This window comes from Paraburkholderia sp. BL6665CI2N2 (assembly GCF_004366535.1).
Lineage (GTDB): Bacteria > Pseudomonadota > Gammaproteobacteria > Burkholderiales > Burkholderiaceae > Paraburkholderia.
Genome location: NZ_SORC01000003.1, coordinates 128034 through 148345 on the forward strand (window position 1 = coordinate 128034; position 20312 = coordinate 148345).

Annotated in this window: 12 protein-coding genes and 7 pseudogenes; 5 read left to right on the forward strand and 14 right to left on the reverse strand. The window is 54.4% G+C overall.

The genetic code is table 11. From position 1 onward, the window contains the following. Positions 1–59 precede the first annotated feature (59 nt). The 7 genes and pseudogenes from B0G81_RS42025 to B0G81_RS42055 all read right to left on the reverse strand — a co-directional run bounded on the left by B0G81_RS42025 (position 60) and on the right by B0G81_RS42055 (position 8165). Positions 60–1505, reverse strand: coding sequence for an aldehyde dehydrogenase family protein (locus tag B0G81_RS42025; RefSeq protein WP_134143960.1), 1446 nt, complete (start codon positions 1503–1505; stop codon positions 60–62). 143 nt (positions 1506–1648) lie between these two features. Next, complete coding sequence (locus tag B0G81_RS42030; RefSeq protein WP_166679213.1) at positions 1649–2431, reverse strand: SDR family NAD(P)-dependent oxidoreductase; 783 nt, start codon at positions 2429–2431, stop codon at positions 1649–1651. A 159-nt stretch (positions 2432–2590) separates the two neighbouring features. Then, the gene (locus tag B0G81_RS42035; RefSeq protein ID WP_134143961.1) at positions 2591–3763 is read right to left on the reverse strand and encodes a serine hydrolase; all 1173 of its coding nucleotides are present in this window, start codon (positions 3761–3763) and stop codon (positions 2591–2593) included. Between the two features lie 108 nt (positions 3764–3871). After that, positions 3872–5056, reverse strand: a complete 1185-nt coding sequence (locus B0G81_RS42040) for an aromatic ring-hydroxylating dioxygenase subunit alpha (protein ID WP_120298568.1) — start codon at positions 5054–5056, stop codon at positions 3872–3874. A gap of 63 nt (positions 5057–5119) precedes the next feature. Then, the gene (locus B0G81_RS42045; RefSeq protein ID WP_120298567.1) at positions 5120–6025 is read right to left on the reverse strand and encodes a polysaccharide deacetylase; all 906 of its coding nucleotides are present in this window, start codon (positions 6023–6025) and stop codon (positions 5120–5122) included. A gap of 325 nt (positions 6026–6350) precedes the next feature. Next, positions 6351–6827 (reverse strand): annotated as a pseudogene (locus tag B0G81_RS42050) (transposase); the annotation flags it as partial. Between the two features lie 12 nt (positions 6828–6839). Further along, positions 6840–8165 (reverse strand): annotated as a pseudogene (locus B0G81_RS42055) (IS110 family transposase). A gap of 236 nt (positions 8166–8401) precedes the next feature. On the opposite strand from B0G81_RS42055, the gene B0G81_RS42060 reads away from it, so the two are divergent. Beyond that, positions 8402–8956: a hypothetical protein gene (locus tag B0G81_RS42060; RefSeq protein ID WP_134143962.1), complete on the forward strand. Its 555-nt coding sequence runs from the start codon at positions 8402–8404 to the stop codon at positions 8954–8956. Between the two features lie 190 nt (positions 8957–9146). Next, positions 9147–10265 (forward strand): annotated as a pseudogene (locus B0G81_RS42065) (IS701 family transposase); the annotation flags it as partial. 18 nt (positions 10266–10283) lie between these two features. Here B0G81_RS42065 and B0G81_RS42070 read toward each other — a convergent pair. After that, positions 10284–11780 (reverse strand): IS5 family transposase, encoded by a 1497-nt coding sequence (locus tag B0G81_RS42070; RefSeq protein WP_243856640.1) that lies wholly within the window; start codon positions 11778–11780, stop codon positions 10284–10286. Positions 11781–11905: 125 nt separating this feature from the next. On the opposite strand from B0G81_RS42070, the pseudogene B0G81_RS45275 reads away from it, so the two are divergent. Together B0G81_RS45275 and B0G81_RS42080 are read left to right on the forward strand one after the other, a co-directional pair. Next, positions 11906–12106: pseudogene (locus B0G81_RS45275) on the forward strand (IS701 family transposase); the annotation flags it as partial. 196 nt (positions 12107–12302) lie between these two features. Continuing rightward, a pseudogene (locus B0G81_RS42080) lies at positions 12303–13402 on the forward strand (IS5 family transposase). A 290-nt stretch (positions 13403–13692) separates the two neighbouring features. On the opposite strand, the gene B0G81_RS42085 reads toward B0G81_RS42080, so the two are convergent. The 5 genes and pseudogenes from B0G81_RS42085 to glaH form a co-directional block, all read right to left on the reverse strand. After that, a complete protein-coding gene (locus B0G81_RS42085) occupies positions 13693–14640 on the reverse strand; it encodes a LysR family transcriptional regulator (RefSeq protein ID WP_120298563.1) in 948 nt (315 codons plus the stop codon). A 540-nt stretch (positions 14641–15180) separates the two neighbouring features. Continuing rightward, a pseudogene (locus B0G81_RS42090) lies at positions 15181–16172 on the reverse strand (IS3 family transposase); the annotation flags it as partial. A gap of 94 nt (positions 16173–16266) precedes the next feature. Then, positions 16267–16455, reverse strand: a pseudogene (locus tag B0G81_RS42095) (3-hydroxyacyl-CoA dehydrogenase family protein); the annotation flags it as partial. Between the two features lie 23 nt (positions 16456–16478). Beyond that, positions 16479–17717 (reverse strand): alpha-hydroxy acid oxidase, encoded by a 1239-nt coding sequence (locus B0G81_RS42100; protein ID WP_120298562.1) that lies wholly within the window; start codon positions 17715–17717, stop codon positions 16479–16481. A 59-nt stretch (positions 17718–17776) separates the two neighbouring features. Continuing rightward, positions 17777–18736, reverse strand: a complete 960-nt coding sequence (glaH, locus tag B0G81_RS42105) for a glutarate dioxygenase GlaH (protein WP_243856923.1) — start codon at positions 18734–18736, stop codon at positions 17777–17779. Positions 18737–18802: 66 nt separating this feature from the next. Between glaH and B0G81_RS42110 the strand changes: the two genes are divergently transcribed. Beyond that, positions 18803–19714 carry a LysR substrate-binding domain-containing protein gene (locus tag B0G81_RS42110; protein ID WP_134143963.1) on the forward strand — a complete coding sequence of 304 codons (912 nt, stop codon included), beginning with the start codon at positions 18803–18805 and terminating at the stop codon, positions 19712–19714. Between the two features lie 409 nt (positions 19715–20123). Here the strand turns inward: B0G81_RS42110 and B0G81_RS44085 are convergent, their stop codons facing one another. Next, positions 20124–20309: a hypothetical protein gene (locus tag B0G81_RS44085; RefSeq protein ID WP_166679214.1), complete on the reverse strand. Its 186-nt coding sequence runs from the start codon at positions 20307–20309 to the stop codon at positions 20124–20126. Between the last annotated feature and the right edge of the window lie 3 nt (positions 20310–20312).

The following is a 20312-nucleotide window of genomic DNA, read 5'->3' on the forward strand; positions in this document are numbered from 1 at the left end:
GACCACCGGCAGATCAATCCTCCAACGCTTTCTACTTCACGAGAACAGCGATAGGCTGTTCAACTTGCGGTGCGAAATCCGAGGTATGCAACACTTTCCGTAAAGGCCTCAAATCCCGCTGCACCAAATTCCTTGCCATTCCCCGACATCTTCCGGCCCCCAAACGGTACCGTGACGTCCAACAGATTCATATCTCCGTTAATGTAGATCTGGCCGGACACAATTCGGCTCGCGACCTGCATCGCAGCATCATGGCGCGCGGAATGCACATACGCAGCAAGCCCGAATTCACTATCATTAGCCATCGAGATTGCGTCCTCAACCGAGTCATATGGAATGATGGATAGCACCGGGCCAAAAATTTCCTCCTGAGCGATGGCCATCTGATTGCTCACATCACTAAAAATTGTTGGCCTAACGAAATACCCCCGCTCCACGCCTTCCGGCCGCCCAGTGCCGCCTAATACCAGCCTCGCTCCCTCGTCGATTCCTCGCTGGATCATATGCTGCACACGCTCCCACTGCTGCTTGTTCGCCACAGGACCAATCATTGCCTCAGCCTCCGGAGGCCCAACCTTCATTCCCTTAGCCACTTTCATTGCGATGGCTTCCGCCTCGTCCAGGCGACTTCTAGGAACCAGCAGCCTCGTTGGCGACGTGCAATTCTGTCCCGAGTTCAGCATGACATATTGCACACCCGACGTAATTGCCGTCTCGAAATCAGCGTCTTCCAGGAGGATGTTTGGCCCCTTTCCGCCCAGTTCTTGATGAACTCGCTTGACCGTAAGGGCAGCCTGACGGGCAACTTCAATACCGGCCCTGGTAGAACCCGTGACAGACACCATCGCCACGTCCGCATGCGAGCTGATGGCGTGGCCCACGCAGCTACCGTCACCGAATACCATATTGAAGACACCAGGCGGAACAGCAGCCGCGTCCAGAACCTCCGCCAGAATCTGCGCCGAAAAAGGCGAGTACTCCGAGGGCTTCCATACCACTGTACAGCCCGTCGCAAGAGCCGGCGCGAGCTTGATCATGATTTGCAGAATCGGCCAGTTCCACGGCGTAATCAGACCGCATACACCAACCGGTTGTTGCCGGATTAAAGTGGTACCTTGCGTGTGCTCGAACTGATAGGAATCCAGTAAATCAATGCCTGCTTTCAGGTGCATTTCTGGCAAAGTAAATTGCCCATCCTTGGCCAGCCAAGGCGGACATCCGATTTCTTCCGCCACTGCTTCGCTAAAGTCGTCATGTCGTCTCCGATACTCTTCTGCAATTCGCCGCAACAATTCGATCCGCTCAAGCTTCGAAGTGGCGGAAAAACTCTCAAGCGCCTTTTTGGCAGCACGAACAGCGTTGTCGACATCGCCCGAACTGCCAAGCAATACTTGCCCAGAAAGCTGCTCCGTTACTGGACTGTAGACATCGAACACTTTCGATTCCGACCCGGTCAGAGGGGTGACCCAGTGACCGTCAATGTAGAAACGGGATAACTTACGCATTTAAATCTGCTCCCAGATCAACCACAGTTGATTTTCGAATAAATTGCGCTATAAATATCGATTTACTACTTGACCAGTCAAATTTTTAAATATTTGCTTTATTAAAGACAATCCAGCAAATGACAAGTCAATGGTCGAATCATTTATGCCGTCAACCAGCCGCCATCAATTACAAGTGATTGGCCGGTTATGTATCCAGCACTTCCTCCTGCGAGGTAGGCCACCAGATCACCAACTTCGCCGACCGTGCCCTGGCGACCAACCGGAACCCATTTTTTCCATCCATCTCCATTCATGATGTCCTGCGACAGCGCGGGAACACAGTTCCCAATAATATTTTTCGTATTGGAAACGATATCCGTTTCAATGATGCCGGGGCATACGCAATTTGCAGTGATGCCATCCTTTCCATATCGGCGCGCAATGTGCTTAGTCAGCCCGACCATGCCGTGCTTGGACACGGTATACGGAAATCCATCAGCACTTGCATTGAATGAAGCAATAGATCCAATATTGACGATTCGTCCCCAGCCACGCTTGACCATGATTTCAAGCGCAGCCTTATTGGCAAGGAAACAACCCTTTAGATTAATATCCATCAGTTGATTCCAAAGCTCTTCGGAAGTATCAGTGCAACCAGCAAGATTATCAAAAACCCCTGCAGAATAGACCAGAATATCGTGCCCTTCCGCTCGCCCTTGCTGCACCACCTCTGTGACCTTTTTGGAATCGCGAACATCCAGATGCACGAAAATCGCGTCACCGCCACGAGCATTGATTACCTCAGCAGTTTCATGACCTTTTGCAGCGATGATCCCAGCGATAGTTACTGACAGACCAGACTTCGCCAGGGCTTCAGCGGATGCACGACCAATGCCAGTTTCCCCGCCGATAATCACTGCACTTTTAGCTTTGAATTCAGTCATCAGCCACATCCATTAAAATATTAGACTTCAGGTAACTTTAGGATTACTTATCTAGCGAGAAAGTAATTTTCTTAATCGCACGTAACCAATCTAAATAAAAACCGAATTACTTACTCGATTTCATTGCAACCGGCCAAAGTAATCTGACGACATGTGTGATTAGCGAAAGATCTCAGCCAATTTTCCGTAAAGCCCAAGCTCGTACTGAAACATTTCCTTAGTTGCTGGCCCTTCGGGCCGCGACGTCTGCTTTACTATTACAACGCCTCGCGTCGGGTCAATATAGATCCAGTGTCCGTAAATTCCCGCTGCGAAATAGGCATTATTTTTATTATTGGTCAGCCACCACTGATTTTTATACCCACCACCCGGAATCCAATCCGCCATGGCGCCAGCCTTCCAAGCCTGACTGTCGGTTCGTTGTATGGTGCGCTCAATCCACGAAGCGGGAATGATCTGGCGCCCATCAATGTTTCCGTCATTACGCATACACTCGCCGAATCGTGCCATATCCCGCAGAGTGCATCCAAAACCACCCGCCGCTCGAGGCGCTCCAAGGCTATCTACCGTAATGTAAGCACTAGACTCAGCCTGAAGAGGCTGCCAGATGTGCGAAGACAACAAAGCGGCCAATGAGCCATTAGCTGCTCGTTCGCAAACCCAGCCTAAAACATCCGAGTTTGGCGAAAGATAATCAAAGCAGCTTCCATGAGGCTGGTTTTTTAGCGGAATTTCTGTCAAAAATGCGTGCATACCCGAATGCGTCGAATCGATCTCAGAACCGCTCCAACCAACCGAACGCCGGTAACGGGCATACGCGCCACTCGGGTCGAGATAAGACTCCGTGAAGTCAAGGCTCACAGTCATGTCAAGCAGATGCTGAACACGGACTTGATCAAATGCCGTGCCCCGCAACTCCGGCACGTAGTGAGGCACAAATTCCGACGGATCGATCTTTCCCTGATCAATAAGGACCCCAACTAGCGACCCCACCACCGATTTGGTCACCGAAAATACTATATGCCTATCGCTATTGGATTGTGTCGGGGTATACCATTCGTATGCGATTTTTCCGCTATGCAAAATCAAAAAACCATCGGTATAAGTATCTTCGAGGAATTTCTCAATACTAAACACGCCCGTGGAATCTTGAAAACTCAAGAATTCCGACGGGATCAAGCGTTGCTCAAAATTCTTTTGCGACGACAGCCCATTATCAATTTTCGCGATCGGCAACACGTCTTCAATTTTACGAAACGCAATCCGGTTCGTCGGTACATCAAGCCAGTCCGCCGATGTAATTGCTTTACCAAGGTGATTCAGTGGTTTCATAAATTAAAAGTACGCAAAATAAAATTTACATGGGACCGCAATGCCACAGATGCTATTTGGCCCCATCAGAATCAATTCGAGCCCTGATAGTACCATTATCAAAGAGCGTCATCGTGACCACGTGCTAACCTCTTTTACCATGGTGAGATAATGCGCAATATATTTTCGCGCATCATCCTCGAGAGGGATTTGATAAGGGCCGGGAACATAAGCGGGCGAATTCACGCCCTGCTGTTGAAGCTCAACGATTTTCTTGTCTTCAATATTGGTCAGATCAGTAAGCTCAATGACCGTATCAACGTCATAATCGACCCCCTCAACGGCATCGGCATGAACCAGCCATCGGGTCCTGAAAAGCGTCTCCTGCGCCGAGACCGGAATCCAGTCAACAACAACAGCAAAGTCCGGCCAAGCACCAACGGAAAAATTCGGGAACCAAGACAATAATTTGGCCGCCTGCGGCTCCGGGCCATCACCCATCAGCCGCTTCGTCACGAATTGACCATCCATGGTCTCGGTCTTAACACCCGGAGCAAATTGCCCGTCGGTCAAGTTGTCCGAAAAAATCATATACTCCCTATCGTTCCCGACCCCCGGCGCCACATCGTCATAAGCCGTATAAGTCGTAATGGGATTGATAATGTTCCCGAGCGTGGCCTTGTGAACAATTGCGCAGTGATAGCACTCCTGGAAAGTTTCGCCATTTATCTTCCAGTTAGCCTTGGTTACATAATCCTTTTCGGCAATAACCTTGGCGCTCTCCAAGCGGTGTCCACGGAAATCAGCATTCTGAAGGTAATCAGCGACCGATTTCGGCTTTTCGGTTTGAAGATTAATGAAAATCATGCCATTCCAAACTTCGCTCCAAACACTCTTCGCGTTATAACATGCCTTATCAAGATCAGGCATGTGGGGAGCTAGGCGAAGTGTGCCGTCAGTGTTGTATGACCACGCATGAAATTGGCATGTAAATACACGCGCATTACCTTTACCCGATTCACGCAGACGCGTTCCCTTATGCCGACACACGTTGTGGAAGGCATGGACTTCACCGGTCTGCCCGCGGGATACGATGATGCTGATTTTTCCCAACTCGAAAGTCGTGTAATCTCCGGAATTTGGCAACTCCGAAATATGACACACAAAGAGCCATCTGCGACTAAACACTCGTTCAATATCCCGCTCATACCACAATTCCGAGCTGTAGAATTCTTGCGTTAATGGCGTCAACGGTAACCCATCGGGTCCAGTCTCCGGATACAGAACAGCATCCATCTCTGCTTTAACATTCATTCCAAGCCTCAATCAAATTTATCATCACGCTATCGCAGATCAGATAGACTCATACAGATCAGATCATTTATTGCTCACGTACTCAGCCACTTGACCAAGCGTCGCGAACCAGACATCATTCCTTGATTTTATATAACTAATCAATTGATCCAAAATGACAAGCCTCGATCGCCGCCCGATGACTTGGGGGTGCAATACAAGATTGAAAATCGTGCCCTCATTGTATGCAACATCAAAATCGCTCTTATAAACATCCAATACAGCCGTCGGCCAAGGCAGAGAACCTTGCCAAAATTCGTCGTTGTGCAGGAAAAGATAATCGGTGCCTTCCCAAGACATCGGGATCTCCACAAGCGAAGACTTCCTGCCCCGCAGAACAAGCTCGTGAGGCTCGTCCCGCCCGGATAAAGTGCTGTCGTAGTGCACACCATGTTCTTCGAGCAATTCCAGCGTGTGCTCACTGATAGCCGCATTAGGCGCGCGATAACCGACAGGCCTGACCCCGCCCGCCGCTTCGGTCAGCACCTCGATAGCTCGAGAGATCATCCTAGACTCTTCTTCCCGGTCTCGAAGATCGGGAGCCCGCTCATGAACCCAGCCATGGAGACCGACCTCATGACGACCGTCAGACAGAATCTCGGGCACAGTCGTGGGATGGATCCTCTGCACCATTCCCGGAACAAAAAAGGTCGCGGGAACTTCGTGCTTCTTCAGCAGCGTCAGGATTCTCGGTAACGCGGTTGTCGCGCCGTACTGGCCCAACGAAAGTATCGCGGGATCCAATTTGGATACCGGAAATTCGTGATCCACGTCGAACGTGATAGCGACCGCTACTCGAGCACCATTTGGCCATGCAGATGGATTCAGAGAATCGCCTGCTCGGACGACCGAGATGGCATCCCGAATCGCATCCTCGGAATCTTCCGTAAAAAGACATCCAGCTCGCAGCTCAGTACTGACGTTTGCCATTGTGTTCCGCTCCTGTCACGTTGAAAACGGACCTACGTTATATTTGTTTAGGCTACGCGCGATCCTCGGAGACTTCGTTATGCAAATTCGAATGTTGAATTTAGCAACGCGACGACCTAGGATAAGGGCTTTCCCGCATCGACTGCGCCAGATCCAATCGCTCTTGCCACACTGAAACCGTGACCGCTAAGGAACCGCTGAACAAAGCGTCAGCGCGCAGCGTTGCCGGAGTGATGCCGATTTTTTTCGTCATCCAACGGCAGATTTGACGACTTGCCAGCTCGATATTTTCATTTTCCGGCGCTTTTACCCCGGTGTTCGTGCCTCATGCCGCCTTGCAGACGGAGTTATCCATTGATTGCAGCAACGCTTTCTTTGCAATCACCAGATCGGCCAGCGCAAACAACGTGCCGCACTGCGCACCATTTTTGGCCAATCCACGGTAGCGAGCCTTCTTGTGCCTGAACAGATTCTTCACCACGTGATACGGATGTTCAACCCGGGCACGGACTTGCGCCTTGACCTTTTCCAAAGCCTGCGTCAATTGCTTCAGCGGCCCTTCGGCAATGCCCTTGAGCCTGGAGCGCTTCATGGCCACCGACCACCGCACATCCGTCTTGACGGCACCCTCTGCCTGCGCCTTTAGAATCTCTCCGCGCTTGTGTACGCCGGTGTAGCCCGCATCGAGAAAGACGTCATCCTCCTGCCCGTGCAGCACCTCATGGGTGTGCGCCACATCAGACTCGTTGGCCGCGGTGTAGTGAGTGCTGTGCACCAAGCCCGATTCAGCATCGGCTCCAATGTCGGGTAGCTCTTACGTTGTCGCCGGAACAGATCCAATGCGGAACCCCAGCCTGGCGGCGCGACGTTTGAGGGCAGCGATACTTCGTTGGCGTTGCTGCTCCTCGTAACGCTGCTGTCCCTGGTCGACGAAGGCCTCGCCGCGTGTCAGCATGAATACACCATGCGCGCGAGCTTGTGCGCCACTGCGGTGTTGGCGCGTGGCTTGTCCATCCGGGCACACAGCCGGCGGTAAAAAGCGCCCAGCGCAGAGTCGCTATGGGAAAGGGTCATGGCCGCCATCTTGAGCGCTTGCCGCGCCCGGTTGGCCGAGCGTTTCGTGCCTGAGGACAATACCTTGCCGCCGCTGATCTTCGTGCCTGGCGTCAGCCCCAGCCAGGAACAGAAATGCTTCACGCTGGCAAAGCGGCTCAGGTCCGGGCCGATCTCGGACAGCAGTGTCAGGACGGTGGACACACCCAGGCCGTTGATGCGCGTGAGATCGACACCCGCCCACTCGGCGAGTCGCTGCCGCTGGTCGAAGTTGCCTCGCAGCCTGGTGCCGGCCCTCGGCCCGGTACCCATGTCAACGTGGTGGCGGCCACTCTCGTCCACGAGCGTCTGCAGGCGGGCATCGCATTCGCCAAGGTGACGGGCGATGTCGTCGTACATCTATAGCGCCTGCTTCAGCACGAACAGGTGCTCTTCGCGCCAGTTGCCTGTCAATGCGCGGGCGATATCGTCGGCACTGCGCCTGATCCGGCCGTGACGGTAGCGGGCCAGAACCTTCGGATCGCGTTCGCCCGCGACGATCGCGCGGATGATCGCCTGTCCCGTCGCCCCCATGATGTCGCTCAGCACCTCGCTGAGCTGGATATTCATCTGCACCAGCGTCTTCTGCATGCGCTGTACCCAGCTGCCCTGCTCGGTAAGCAGCACCTCGCGCTGGCGCGCCACCGCACGCACCACGCAGACCTCGTCGCCGGGGCGCCAGGCCGCCCGCAGCAGCCCTAGGCTCATCAGCTTCTGCAGCCACTGGCAGTCGAGCACATCGCTTTTGCGGCCAGGCACGTACTTCATCTGCCGCGCGTCGACCAGCCACACCGCCAGCCCGCGCCGCTCCAGCACCTCGTATACCGGTCCCGTAGGCTCCGGTCGATTCGAGTGCCACCGTATCGACACCGCACGCCAGCAGCCAGTCGGCCATCGCGTTCAGATCGTCGGTCATCGTGCCGAATTCCCGCACCGGCTTATCGTCCGCGGTCCTGGGTACCGCTACCCAGTGGCTCGAACCACCTATATCGATGCCCGCTGCGTTTGGAAACACTTCGGGACAGTCTTCCCGCTTACGCATCGCCATGGTTTGTCTCGCTATGGTTGATGGATGGCAGCGTCATGGGATGCTACATCGCGCAACAAAAATTTGATGCGCGAAGATATACTGCAAGTAACGAAAACGGAAGTATATAGAGAGTGACAACAGCCTATAGCTGTATATTTTCAAAACTGTATTTTACTCAACTGGTAACGATCCTCGACTCGCTCACGTACAGAATTCGGCACCATGTCATATGAAATCTACCGCGGAGATTCAACATGCAAGTAAGGACTCCACATCAAATATCCATGGTACAGCGCCAGGATCTGGAGGATACCGTTACAAACCTTACCACCCCGAGTGATTCCAGCGAGAAGCAAATTTGGGTAAACGACGAGTTGACCGAGCAAGAGCGTAGTAATTTGGCGATGCTAAATAATTTCTGGCTGTGTTGGAAAACACTTCCTTTCGACATTAACAGACTTGGCCATTTCTTTGCCCCTGACGTTACCGTTCGCACAGGTTGGCGCGGTGAGCACGTCGTACACGGGCGAGAGCAGGTCCTGGATATGTATGCTCAGGAAATCGAGCGCCAAACTGCCCATGGCGAGATTTCAGATTTCCGGTTTCCGGTGGTAGTGGCGAAAGGGCCCATCATATTTCATACTTGGATTTGGATTGCCCAGTCAAAACAGCTTGGTTACCACATCGAACGACCTATGGCCGCGTCCTATCTGATTACAAATGGACAAATCGAGCGCTGGGATAGTTATTGTACAGGCCTCGAGTCTGAACCCGGCTATACCGGCGGGAACGGGCCTGACGGTCTATGACCGTCCATACGACAACACGGGGCCCAGTGCCGAGAGAAGAAGCTGATCGCGCAAAAGTCCACGCAGTTACAAGGGCTCGCTTCAACGTAAGCGTTGCTCGCGTACCGCCTAGTCTGACTGTATCATAAACAATATTGGCGATGGAATGATACCTGGTACTATTGAATAATACAAACCCCGGGTGATCGCGATGAGAGAAGATGTCGACGAATTTGATTCGTATCTTAACCATCTGACGCAAGTGCTGGGTCACGCCGATCGTCATGCCGGCCTCAAGGGTTACTGTTCAGGTCTGGTGTTGCCGTTGTCACGCAAGAGCGTCGAGCCAATGGCCGCGCATATTGACCCGCTTCACGCGAGTGCAAAGCACCAGTCACTCCATCATTTTGTGGCCAAGGCTGACTGGTCAGACCGTGCGGTCCTGCAGCGGATACGCGAATGGGTGATGCCCGCGTTAGACGCGCACGCCGCTGAAGAAAGCGGCTATTACTGGATTATTGACGACACCGGTTTTCCAAAGCAGGGACGTCATTCGGTCGGGGTGGCACGTCAGTATTGTGGCCAGCTCGGCAAACAGGACAACTGTCAGGTCGCAGTGAGCCTGTCGATCGCGACGCAACGCGGCAGCCTGCCGATTGCCTCGCAGCTGTATGTCCCCAAGGAATGGATTGACGACCGGGAGCGTGCCTGTCGCGCCGGCATTCCCGACGATCTGGCTTTTCAGACGAAGCCCCAGATTGCGCTGGCCCAACTTCGCGAGGCGATAGCATCCGGCGTTGCGCCGGGCATCGTGCTGGCCGATGCTGGTTACGGCGACGAAACCGCCTTCCGGGAGGGCGTAACTGAACTGGGTTTGTTGTACGCGGTAGGGATCCGGCCGGGCACCTCTGTGTGGGCGCCAGGTACGGCGCCGCTTCCGCCCGGGCCCTGGAGCGGGCGCGGCAAGCCACCGACATTGTTGCGCCGTGGGCCCGGCCACGAACCGATCGCGGTAAAGGAGCTGGCCATGCAATTACCCGTGAACGCCTGGCACACCGTCACCTGGCGGGAAGGCAGCAACGCAGCACTTTCCTCCCGCTTTGCCGCCGTACGGGTTCGTCCCGCACATCGCGACAATGAGCGAAGTACCGTTCGTGACGAAGAATGGCTGCTCGTTGAATGGCCCGATGGCGATACGGAGCCGCTCAAGTACTTTCTCACGACTGCCCCCGGGGAGGCGACACTTGAACAGCTTGTGTTCGTAACCAAGATGCGCTGGCGCATCGAGCGCGACTACCAGGATCTGAAGCAGGAGTTCGGACTGGGTCATTAGTCGGACCTGCAAAATTCAGTTTGCTTGATGCACGACGCCGATGGGACATTTTGTCGGAGCGGGCAGGCTAAGCGGCCGGAAGCATTGCCGGTGCGCAAGCAGCGGATGCGACGGGACTTTGACGATCCAATGGAGCCAGGCGAGGATAAAAAAGATGGGCCGCAGACCCAGGCGAACAATCGCACGCAACAGCCAGCGCAGATTGTAGCCCGTGGCGCACAGCACGGCATGCAGCGCATCGCCGGTTTGCCCTTTGAGCCAGCAACGACGCATACCGTGGTCGTGCTTCACATGGCCGATGATCGGTTCAATCGCCTGTCGTCGCTTGAGCCAGCGACGCTGCGTGCTGGTCAGCGTCTTGTGTTTGCCGCGATGAATCAGGTGTACTGACGATAATTCCGCGTCGACGCCGCGAAACCCGAGATCGACCAATATGGTCTTCGGCTGCGGTGTACCGGGCAGATCCTGCAGCAGAATGGAGCTCTGTTCGAGTTGCTCGGCAAGCGTATGGCCGTCATAGGGGTTGCCGGGGAACGCCCGGGCACCGACGATCAACCCGTGTTTCTCCGTGATCGCGAGGCTCACCTTGACGCCGAACTCGTAGGGCTGGCGTGCCTTTCCTTTCCCAATGCATTCAACTTCAGGCGCATGCAGTGCGTAGAGCTTGTTCTTGTCCTTTGGACGTTGGCGGCAAATGCGCCAGGCCCGCTCAAGCCAGACGCGCAGTTGTGCCTGCCGTTCGTCCGAAGCTCCGGAGAGCTTGCGTTCGATATCGCGCAGCAACCGTCCCAATACTGTGCGCTGACGTTTGAGTACACGACGCAGGCGCTTGAACTGCTTCGCATGGGCATAGCCGCCTGCGCGGCGCCGCAGCCGCTTGCCCTCACGCTCGTAAGTTTGCTTCAACGCCAACCCGGCGCGTTGCGCCAACTGAACGAGTCTGGCCCGCGCCACCTCCAGCAGACGGCTGTCGGTCGGATACGCAATCGCCTTCTCTTGCACCGTGGTGTCGACAATCACGCGCTCGAATTCGACCGGCGTCACCGCCTTCATCTGCACCGCAGCCGCGATCGTCGCCGCGAGCAGCTCCTCGACACCGGCTTCGCCCAGCGCCTGCCGAAAGCGCACCAGGTTGGTCGGGTCGCACGGCAGACGCGGCTGGAAATACTCCTCGCCACAGAAGAACTGGAAGTACACGTCCTGCGCCCAGCGCTCGCACACGGTTTCGTCACTCTCGTTGTAGGCGTGCTTCAGGTACAGCAGACCCACCATCAGCCGCATAGGCAAGCGCGGACGTCCAGCCGCACTGACGCCACCGGCAAATTCCAGCGAGTTCGAGCCAAACAGGTCAAGCCCTTCGCTTACCCGTCCATCGCGTGAGCGCCGCTCGAACAGGGGACCAAGCGTCGCTTCGATTGAAGCCCACGACATCTTCGTTGCCAACACGGCAAGCGGGTGACGTAAATCAATCATCGCGTCCAGACGGCTACGAAAGAAATCAGGCGTGCTCATTGGCGACCACTCCAAAACTCCCAGAATTTTTATCAGATCGATATTCGTTCTGGGAGTTCTATTACCCGCCAACTAGCTGCATCGCCAAGCCAGGCGAGGCCTCATGAACTTCTGCAAGGCCGACTCATTACGAAGGGCGTGGCTGGCGCGGCTTTCACCACCACGCCACACTGAGTATCGCTGCGTATGGGTTTCTGATGGCTCAGCGACTCAGAATGCAATCAGACGGACGCGATAAAAAAAACTTCGTTGAACGCGCGCTGCCTTCCCTTCCCCCGGATTACATCCCCCGGGGCAGTCCAGCGCGCTCAACGTCACGTTCCTGATTCCATAACTACGTTGCGCATCCTGCTTGGACTAAGGCTCATGCAACGATGGCTCTCTCTTCCTGCACGGCAATAGAGCGCGCAACCAATTATATGACACAGTATGACTAGCAGGCTGCCGAAATACCTCACCCCGAAGTCACCCAAAAGGTCAGTTCAAACGTTGTTAGTAAAGACCCCACAACTGTGAGAAGCGATGCGCGGCGCCGATACCTTTACCGAGAACTTGTTCACATTGCGTAAGCTGGAGGACTTTGTTCCAGCCGATCATCCGCTGCGCTCGATTCGCAAGATGGCCAACGCAGCTTTGGCCAAGATGGATCGCTTGTTTGCCGGCATGTACGAGGCTGATATCAAAGGTGGGCGGCCCAGCATTGCCCCGGAGAAGCTGCTGCGCGCGATGCTGTTGCAGGTGCTCTATAGCGTTCGCTCGGAGCGCCAGTTGATGGAGCAGGTTCAATATAACCTGCTGTTTCGTTGGTTTATCGGGCTGTCGATGGACGATGCCGTATGGGTGCCCACCGTCTTCACCAAGAACCGCGAGCGCCTGATCAAGCATGACGCGGTCATCGAGTCTTCAACGAGGTTGTGGGCATTGCCGAGAAGAAGTGCTGGCTTTCCGGTGAGCACTTCAGCGTCGATGGCACGTTAATTCAAGCATGGGCCGGCCATAAAAGCTTTGTGCGCCGCGACGATGATCAGGACCCCGAAGACGGTGGGAGCTTCAAGGGCGAGACGCGCAGCAATGAGACGCATGAATCGACGAGCGACCCGGATTCGCGGCTGTATCGTAAGGGCAAAACGGCAAGCGAGCTACGCTACATGGGCCACACGTTGAGTGACAACCGCCATGGGCTGATCGCCAGCGCCGTGGTGACGCTGGCCGATGGCTATGCCGAGCGCGAAGCGGCCAAAGTGATGATCGACGATGCCCGTCAAGCGCTTGGCGACCCGACACGCGAGATCACGCTGGGGGCAGACAAAGGCTATGACGCGGCAGAGTTCATCGAGGCCTGCAAGGCCATGAAAGTCACCCCTCACGTGGCGCAAAACAAGTCAGGTCGCCAGTCGGCGGTGCCTGAATCAATCGCCCAGAGTGCGGGCTACGCGGTTTCCCAGCAAAAGCGCAAGCTCATCGAACAGGGTTTCGGCTAGGCCAAGAGCATCGGCGGTATGCGCCAGGTGATGGTGCGCGGCGTGAAGAAGGTCGATCAGATGTTCGTGCTGACGATGGCCGCGTACAACCTCGTGCGCATGCGCACCTTGCGACAACTCCGTCCGTTGCAGCCGCAGTGAACCAAAAACGCGCAAGAGAACGTCATAAACAGGTCCAAAAACTGAAATCAACCGGTTCATATTCCAAACTATGAGAAATCCCCCGCTGAAAATTCTGATCAAGCTCATGGCTCAGTAAAGTCGGCCTGTATTTCCGCAGCCTGCTAGACCGATAAGGCCAAACTGGACACAGTAGCCCCAACAAACGAGTGGTGCACACCACTTTGTCACCCGAGATAGCGACGACAATGGACCTGATCGCCTGTGATTTGCTTGCCCAACAACAATATCAGCAGGCCAAGTAATGCACGCTAGGAGGAGGCTAGCACACGACAATGAACGTCAGTGACAAAAGCTCGCTTTAGCTCGTGCACCATCTGCTTACACAAAGTATTCGAAGCTATCTCGCTCCGAACCACTGCATAATATTTCTGCTTGGAAGCAATTTTGACTCGACGAATTTCCCTCAGGCGTCCAGAGGCCACCCATTCCGCAGCAAAATCTCTTGGCAGCAGCGTGACCCACTTTCCCGAAAGCACCAACAGAAGCCTAGCCATAGCCTGTCCAGATCTAGCCGTCACGCTGAATGAATTCATCGCCGCTTCAAATTCTGAATCCTGATAAGCCCAGAAATCGACCCCTTCGCATTTCGCGAGTTCACTGTCAGTAATTTCATCCTCGTTTTTATGAAAAAGAGGATGCTTTGCACCACAATATAGGGCCAAAGACTCTTCGTATAACAAATAAGCTTTAGTTTCCGGAATCTCCCGTGGCACCGCACCTATACCAATATCCGCCTCTCCATCCGCAAGCATCTTCAGGACCCGCTCCGGCGAGGTGAAATATACTTCAAGAAATTTAGTAGTCGCCCCATTATTAATCTTCTCAAAAACATTTTCGAGTACCGGGAAATGACCATAGATGGTATCGTCCAAGGCAACCCTGAGAACTCCGCCGACAAGCGACGACACGTGATTGAGACGTTCGCGATACCCGTTAAGATCCGAAAATAAATCTTGGCAGATCTTATATATCTGCTCGCCCTCCGGGGTTAATGAAAAACCCGAACGCCCTCGGTGGCAAAGTGTTTTTCCAAGCCGCGCTTCGAGCGTTGAGATATGTATGCTAATTGCCGATTTGCTTTTGTTAAGACAAGCTTCTGCCGCCGTGTACCCGCCAGCTCGTACAACAGATTCAAAAATTTTCAACAGGAGAATATCTTTCTCAGAGAGATTTAACAGCCTATCTTGTTGTGACATGGCATGTACTTCGTAATCCAATATTTAGTCGATTAATTCTAATTAATTATCAGAGCATGAAAAATGTCTCAGCGCTGACCATCCTTCTATAGCCTATACAGTATTTGGCGTCACCAGCTTTTCATACACAAAAATGTCCGAAGCGGGAACACTTACATTTTTAGAACAGTAAGCCAACAAAAAAAAACCGTCAATTGGTAGAGACGCTAGTCGAGGGCCTATACAATTGAAATAGCCTAGCCTCGCTCCCCAGTTGTCAGGCGACATTCAGACGTTTCGGCGAAAGATGCTCGAGCCATGCTCGAATGAGAAGATGTACAGCAATCGGCGAAAGGGTACGCTTGGCGCCGGGCGGCAGTTCCTAGCGATCGCAATTCTGTCGGAGTCGGTCGGCGTTTGTTCGTATTTCGATAATCGTTCAGCGGGTTTCCTGCCGGCACCTTCTGGTCGCAAGCCGCAGGGCGCTATCGTTCGACGCCGCCGAGGCTTATCGATGCGCAATGAACAGGACAAGGTGCAATATGAAACGTACGCCTTAATTTGCGGCGAACGAACAGGCGTAGTCAACGGCTCCAGACCCAACTCGCGAGCAAAGCTGCGCGTGCGATGGTCGATGTGAGCCGAGCCGTTGTCCGAGAGCCATTTGATGGGCGCATCTGTCCGAGTCGTGCCGAAGCGTTGCTCGACTGCTGCGAGCATCACATCACGCACAACGTCGCCGTTATGGCCGCCAGTAGTTGCGGCCCAACTGATGGCTTCCCGGTCATGGCAATCCAACGCGAACGTCACGCGCAACGGCGAGCCATCGTCACAACGGAACTGGAAGCCGTCTGAGCACCAGCGAACAAACGGCTATGCGCCATCATGCCGGCGGGAATCGCGACGCTGGCCAGGACGTCGCAGCAGCAACTGATGGTCGCGCATGACGCGATAGATCCGCTTGGCGTTCACGCATGGCGCGCCAGCCATTTCGTGACTACGTCCCAGCAGTGGCCAGACTCTCCGATACCCATTCGTCGGCAAGACTGCCACATGCTAGTGGATTGCAGCGACCAGTTCGGCGTCGTCGGTATGCCGGGCGCGGCGACCATCCTCCCAGTCCGGGAAGCGGGCTCTTCTGACTGCCAAAGCAGAGCGCGCCACGCCGAGAACATCGCAGACCGTTTTCATCGGTCGTCCCCGGGCAGTAAGGGCGAGCGCGCAATCCAGTTTTTTTGAGCGGCCATATTCGGCTGCTTCTTTCAGGATTTCCACCTCCTGCGTCTTCTTGCCAAGAGACGCTGCAGTTCGCGGATTTCCTTCATCGCTGTGGCTAACTGCGAGGCTGGCACCACGGTTTCTCCAGCTTTCACCGCCGCCAGGCTGCCGTCCTGATATTGCTTGCGCCACGCAAGCACCTGGTTTGGGTTCACCTCGTGTCGTCGGGCTACCGCTGAAACCGTTGCTCCCGGCTCCAAGGTTTCCTGCACGATGGCCACTTTCTCTTGTACCGAACGCCGACGACGGCGCTCCGGTTCGGTCAGAACTTCAATGCTTTCCACGATTTGCCTAGGCTTGAAACTAGTCACAAGACTATCTCCTATTTTAAGAGATGCCGTGTGTCCTGAGAATCAAGGGGCTACTCCACGGCCCGATAGGATGATTCGCACCCAGTTTCATTCCGGCGTCGATCTCCTGTACACCGGCCAGACCTTCGTGCAGTGCAAAAATCGCTTCGTTAATCGTGGGCACCAGAATCCGGTTCACCACGAAACCCGGGGAATTTCTCACGGTGATCGGTGTCTTGCCCAAGCGCCTCGCAAATTCGACGGTCGCACCGAACATCCGTCTGCATCCGGTCATACGAGGATCGAAGCCGTGAGGTCTTCAACGGAAGTTGCACCAACCATCGCCATGTTTCTATCGACCTCGTCGCGAAGTAGCGTGATCGCGTGTCTGACACCTGATTCACCAGCGACAGCGGCGGCATACATGAAGGGCCGCCCGAGGAACACAAACGCAGCGCCGAGCGCTAACGCTTTCAAGACATCACTTCCGCGACGGATACCGCTGTCCATCATCACTACGATGCTGTCCTGAACGGCTTCTTTGATGAGGGGCAGAACGGTCAGTGGAGAAACTGCACCATCGAGTTGTCGACCACCGTGATTCGATACGATTATCCCGTCGACGCCCGACAGTGCCGCTCTTTTGGCATCATCCGGGTGAAGGATGCCTTTAAGGACTAACCTTCCTTTCCATCGGCGCCTTATACGCTCGATGTTGTCCCAGCAAAGGTGATCACGCCCGGTTGTATCGCGGACCGCCGATGCTGACAACATTGGCGCTCCGCGCGTCGAGAAGGAGTTTTCGAAGTGAGGCATCCCATGCCGTAGCATGGTCTGAAGGAAAGTCCCGAACAGCCAGCGTGGATGAGTGATGCCATCAAACGCCAAACGCACGCTAGGGCGCAACGGCAATGAAAATCCGGTGCGGATGTTGTTCTCCCGGTTCGCCCACACGGGAATGTCAACGGTGATCACGAGTGTTGAGAATTTCGCGCTCTCAACGCGGTCAATCAGTGCATCGATACGCCCGCTGTCACCGGGAAGATACGCTTGAAACCACGTCGCGGGCGCGGCATCATGAACCTCCTCCATTCGAATGAGAGAAGATCCGCTCATGATGGCCGGGATGTTCAACTTTTGAGCCGCGCTTGCGAGAACGATGTCACCACGATAGGCCGAGATCGCACTAATGCCAACAGGAGCGATTCCAAAAGGGCACGAGTACTTGTGACCGAACAGATCCGTACTTTGCGACCGCCGTGACACATTGATCATCACTTTCGGGCAAAACTCATGGCGCGCGAAAGCGAGACGGTTTGCCGTAAGTGACGTGGAGTCCTCCGCCGCACCTGCAATGTATCCAAAGAGCGGCCGCGGGAGAAGCGATCGTGCTTCGTTTTCGAAGTCGTTTAATGATAGAACCCTGCGGAGACGTTTTGGAAGGTCGGCTCGTACCTCATAGGCCGCTTTTGCGAGCGCTTTTGCATCTGCAGCCTCGTGAGGGTTGATAGCTTTAACAGTACTCTTCATGGGGATCCTGCCAAAAATACGCGACGGCGCGCAAGCGTCGGCGCAGCAAAGCTGAAGTATTAAGAGACCAGCATCCCGCGTATCCGCATGAGCTCACGGTGAAGGGATTCATTACGCTCAAATGGTGCACGACCGTGCAGATAAAAATAGTTGTTCAAAACGACAAGTTCACCGACGGGCAAAGCGACTTCCTTTGTTCCTCCAGACGCTTCCATCGAGTTAGACAGTTCGCGCAAGAAGAGGGCTTCTTCGAGATTCGTCGGCTGCACAAACTGATCGATGAAGGACATTGAAAGACCAAATTCTCCATGGAAGAAGAGAGGACGCTCGATAACTTCGGAGACATTCTTCGACCCAGGGGATTTATAGAGAAACGGCTTGGAGCCGAGGCGATGATAGGCAAACTGATCAACCTCATTCCAGTCGTCGAGATGCAGGAAGCGTGATTCCCCACCGACAGCGTTTTTTTCTTCAAACTTCATCATCAGCAGCCAGTCAGTGGCGTCTGAAACAAATGTCCCGTCAGTATGAAGAGTGAAGAGGCGGTATGCCTGCCGGAGGTACGAGTCGCTATCGTCGGTATGTTTGACGAGGAAGCGGGCGTAATAATTTCCCGACATCGCATCGTGATTAGCCGGTCCCAAAAGGTGCCCGATGGCCGAGCCAAACCGGACGAAATCATCAGGATCTTCTGTCAAATTCTTCAGTCCTACGGTGAATCCTCCGAACCGTCGATCACGGACAAGAGTGAGAAGTGTTGATGCGAAGGTGTCGCCTGCATGTCTAGCGAGAAGCCCTCCCAGGTAAAACCGCATGAAGGGAACGTAGTCGAGGTTCTGAACGTCGACGTGACGGGCTTCGTCCAGAAAGAGGCGAAGTGCCTTATCGTCGATATCGATCACCTGGATACGATGATGTGTCTCGTGCCTACGAACTTCGAAGTTGTCGACTGTGGTCGCGAAGGCTGTTGCGGAAAGAGGAGCGTTCATGGTGGCACCCAGCGTCTGGAAAGACTTCATTGGACACGAATAGTTTGATATGATAAAGCTTCAAAAACCGAATCTTTAATGCATCAGGGTGATTAAATGACTGACACGCGTCAGCTCCGATACTTTGTTGCGCTGGCGGATCATTTGCACTTTGCCAAGGCCGCGGACGAACTGGGCATCGCGCAGTCGGCCCTTAGCGTGCAAGTCCTAAAACTTGAAAAGGAAGTCGGGGCGCGGCTGCTGAATCGCAATAAGCGGCAGCCGGTGTCTTTGACCGAAGTGGGGCGCATGGTGTACGAAGAAGCCACGGCCGCGTTGCAACATGTCACGCGGGTGGGTCAGGTCGGCCGCCTTGCGGCGCGCGGTCAGTTAGGTTTCGTCAGGATAGGTTCGGTCGCGTCCGGCGTAAGTAGTGGTCTGGTCAACCGGATGCTGAAGGATTTTCGATCGACACATCCAGACGTCGTGGTCGAACTGGTGGGAATGGACACGCCGCGTCAACTAGAGGCACTTGCTGCAGGGGAAATTGACCTAGCGATCCTCAGACCGAGACGCAAATATCCATCCGGCCTGAGTGCTACCATCATTCATAATGAGCGACTGATGGTAGCGATCGCCGAGGATCATCCGTTGAACTCAAAAGTTAAGCTAAATGTCAGTGATCTGGCGAATGAGACGTTCATTACCCCACAATTGAGGGAAGACGAGGGCTTCAGCTTGACATTAGAACGACTTGCCGTTTCCGGTGGGTTTTCAGTGGCGACCGAGATTCGTGTTCAGGATTTCATCAGTGCGCTCACGATGGCATCCGCTGGATATGGGCTTGTGCTTGTGCCCGAGTCGATGCAATTTCTCATGTCACGCGCTCTGCGATACCGTCCGGTAAGTGGATTGGAAGAGAATGTGTATCTGGCACTTGCAAGACGAAGCCGAGAGTATTCCCCTGCGACCCGTGCGCTCTTGGATTCTGCGCTGGCGAACGTCAAAATTAGTGCGAGTCGTGCGTAGGTTAGCATTAGCGATTTCCTTGGTGTGATTCAAAATCCACGTTTTTTTGCGTTACGCAGCCAAGCTGAATCACCCTGCCCACACAGCTGCGGAATGGGAATGCGAAGCAAAAAGAGGCCTTCTACGCCCCCTTGCATCAGATTTGCTTAGGCTGCAGCGGGCCGAGTTCGAGTAGCGTGGACTCCTCGCGGCCGATGGCGGCATGCAACCGGTTCCACGCTTGCCGGAACGCGAGGGAGGTTTCTCGCTTGCGGTGTAAAAGACACATCTGTCGCACGAAATGCTCTGGGATAGCGGTGGCGCGTGGGATGGCATCGAGCTTCTGTCCAGCACGCACGCGAAGGCGAGCAAATCCTCGCGCTGGTTTTGCGAAGCGATGCGCATCGTACCGATGCGTGATATACGATGATCAACCTGCGGCAATACTGCTAGGTGTCATCGCGGGTACAGGCTGTTGTCCGATGGCGCATCGCGTCATGAGCGGCCACGTCGTTTCAATCTGCATTCCTGATAATAATGCAGACATCGACATATCAATACCCATCAGTTTCCGCAACCATCCATTCAGTTTCGCGTGTTTGCCGATGTTGCTCACTAA